We start from the raw sequence: 2,894 nt of genomic DNA on the forward strand, positions 1-2,894 counted from the left end.
AACCGTTCGCTATTTTTTTTGCCATCAATTTGTCGCCAATGTTCAACACGCCCTATATATTGATTGTTTTATACAGGATTGTTTATATCAATAAAGGTAACAGGAAGCCCAAACTCTGCAGCAATCAATTCACCCAGTGCTTGAATACCACCACGTTCGGTCGCGTGATGACCACAGGCAAAGTAATCAATACCCAGTTCACGGGCAATATGGGTAGTCCGCTCTGATATTTCACCAGAGATAAACGCGTCACAGCCCATGAGTGCGGCCTGTTCGATCATATCTTGTGCGCCGCCCGTACAGATACCGACCCGTTGAATAAGTCTATTATTCTCCGGCTCAGATTCAGTATGAACCGATGCATTATAATGAGCAGAAATATGCAACGGTATGCGTCCTAGAGCGTCGGTAATATGGGCGATAAGACTTTGAGTACTCTGTGGTTTGCAGGTAGCGATATTGCCAACGGGACGTGACTCGTCAGGATAAAGCGCTCCAGTGATGGTCATATTCAGAGTCTCAGCCAGCTTAGCATTGTTGCCAATAACAGGATGCGCATCAAGCGGTAAGTGGTAGCCGATCATAGAGATGCCATGTTGCATGAGTTTACGGATACGCTGACCTTTCATGCCAGTGAGAGGCGCAGGTTCACCTTTCCAAAAATAACCATGATGCACCATAATCGCGTCAGCATTGTCAGCAATAGCGGCATCAATTAAGGCGTCGCTAGCGGTCACACCAGTGACGATACGCTGGATAGGGCGTCCACCATCTACTTGTAAGCCATTTGGTGCATAGTCTTTAAAGGCATCGGCTGATAAATAATCATCGCAAAATGCGGCTAAATTTTGTGCGCTAACCGTTGTCTCGGTTAGGGTATTGTTTGCGGTCATGGTATTCCCTTATAATTGTTTGAATGTTTCGTTGTTTTAATGGTTAAAGTACTTATAAATAATAAAACATTTGCATAGAGGTCATTTTAGCATGACACTGCAAAAGAGTAGACAAAGCGAATAACTGAAACGGTACACGATGCGTTACTATTCGGCTGTGTAGCCAGTTATAATCTGCATACTCGAACCTGTATGATTAACAGTGTTCAAACCATCTTATTTAAGTGCTCATAATGGTTAACTGTCCAAGATTGGTAGGCACGGTTTGATATTATTCATCATTGTCTGTTTTTACAAAAATTTATAGAGGTTTTTATATGTCGTCATCTCGGAACACCAGTAACAAGGCGTCTTCCTTAAAATGGTTACCTTGGGTTTTATTGCTGATAGTGATTGCCGCGTTTATCTGGTTGTTTACAAGTATGAAAACGACATCAGAGGCCACATGGGAGCCGCCAAGAACCACGCCAGCTGAGCAACAAGCGTCGGAGCCAGTCGCAGACACGCCAGCACCTATCTCTTCTTATCACAATGCAGTTGCCCGTGCGTCGCAATCAGTGGTCAATATTTATACCACGCAAACGATGGCAGAGCATCCCTATATGGATGATCCTGTGTTGCGTCGGTTCTTTGAGTTTCATAGTGGACCATCACAAGAGCAAGGCAATACCAATTTAGGCTCTGGTGTGATTGTATCTGAAGATGGCTATATCGTAACCAATGCCCATGTGATCGAAAAGGCAGATGAGATTACCGTAGCCTTTAATGATGGCCGCAAAAGCCGCGCTAAAATTATCGGTACCGATCCAGACAGTGATTTGGCTGTTATTAAGGTCGATATGCAAGGATTAACGCCGTTAGGATTTCGTGAAAACCCCATCCGAGTAGGCGACTTGGCCTTGGCGATTGGTAACCCATTTGGTGTCGGTCAAACAGTGACCCAAGGTATTATTTCTGCGACTGGACGTACCGGACTTGGCGTCAATAAGTTTGAGGACTTTATCCAAACCGATGCGGCTATTAATCCTGGTAACTCGGGTGGCGCGTTGGTCGATGCTCGTGGTGAGCTGGTCGGTATCAATACGGTGATTTTCTCACGTTCTGGTGGCTCTATGGGTATTGGCTTTGCTATTCCCACGGCTATCGTTGAGCAAGTAATGAATGCGCTGATTAAAGACGGTAAGGTGAGTCGGGGGTGGTTGGGTATCGAAATACAATCACAACTTCGTGATCCAACGCAGCTTGAAACCTCAACGGGTGTAGAAGTACTCAAGGCCATCAAAAATAGTCCTGCTGCCAAAAGTGGTCTTAAAGTCGGCGATATTATCTTGACTATTGACGGCGTTGAGATGACTGACGCCAACACCTTGATCCAATACGTTGCGCGTAAGCCGCCTAATACCGAGCTTGAGGCGCAAGTGTTACGTAATGGTAGCAATCAGCAGGTGACTATATTGTTAGAAGAACGTCCAGAGCAACAGCCCATCGAGCGCCCAGTAGTTATCCATGATGAAACGCTTGGCGGTCGCGGGCATCCTAGTTTACAAGGTGAAGGGCAAGAAGTACCAATGATGTCCAAAGAAGAGCGTGACCGTATGCGCGAAGAGCTGTTGCAGCTGTTTGAGAGAGATGGCGCACCTCGGTAGAATGGGTCTAATATAGGCAGTCTGTAGATACTAAAATCAGACCTAAATAAAATGAGTACAGATACTATAACGCGCTACTGAGATAAACTTTCCTTGCTTGCTGTGTCTGCGCAGACAGAGGCGGCGCAAAATTGTCCCAGTAACACGGTGTTTGTTTTATAGTGGGTCGGCTATATCGACAATAAAAAAGCGCGCTATCTTATAGATAGCGCGCTTTTTTTATCACTTAGATTAACACATGAAGTGCAATACCAAATGTGAGGTGAAAAAAAGACCTAGATGCGCTAGCATCAAAGTTTTTATCCACCGACCAAAGTGAGATTGCAACCATGAACTATACACATCTAAGCCTAGG

Annotated in this window: 2 protein-coding genes; one reads left to right on the forward strand and one right to left on the reverse strand. The window is 45.1% G+C overall.

The window, feature by feature from the left end:
- Positions 1–68 precede the first annotated feature (68 nt).
- A complete protein-coding gene (locus EI162_RS13925; RefSeq protein WP_192524898.1) occupies positions 69–893 on the reverse strand; it encodes a Nif3-like dinuclear metal center hexameric protein in 825 nt (274 codons plus the stop codon).
- 317 nt (positions 894–1,210) lie between these two features.
- On the opposite strand from EI162_RS13925, the gene EI162_RS13930 reads away from it, so the two are divergent.
- A complete protein-coding gene (locus EI162_RS13930; RefSeq protein ID WP_192524899.1) occupies positions 1,211–2,539 on the forward strand; it encodes a S1C family serine protease in 1,329 nt (442 codons plus the stop codon).
- The last annotated feature ends 355 nt before the right edge of the window (positions 2,540–2,894 follow it).

It is taken from the genome of Psychrobacter sp. FME6, from assembly GCF_014861365.1.
Lineage (GTDB): Bacteria > Pseudomonadota > Gammaproteobacteria > Pseudomonadales > Moraxellaceae > Psychrobacter.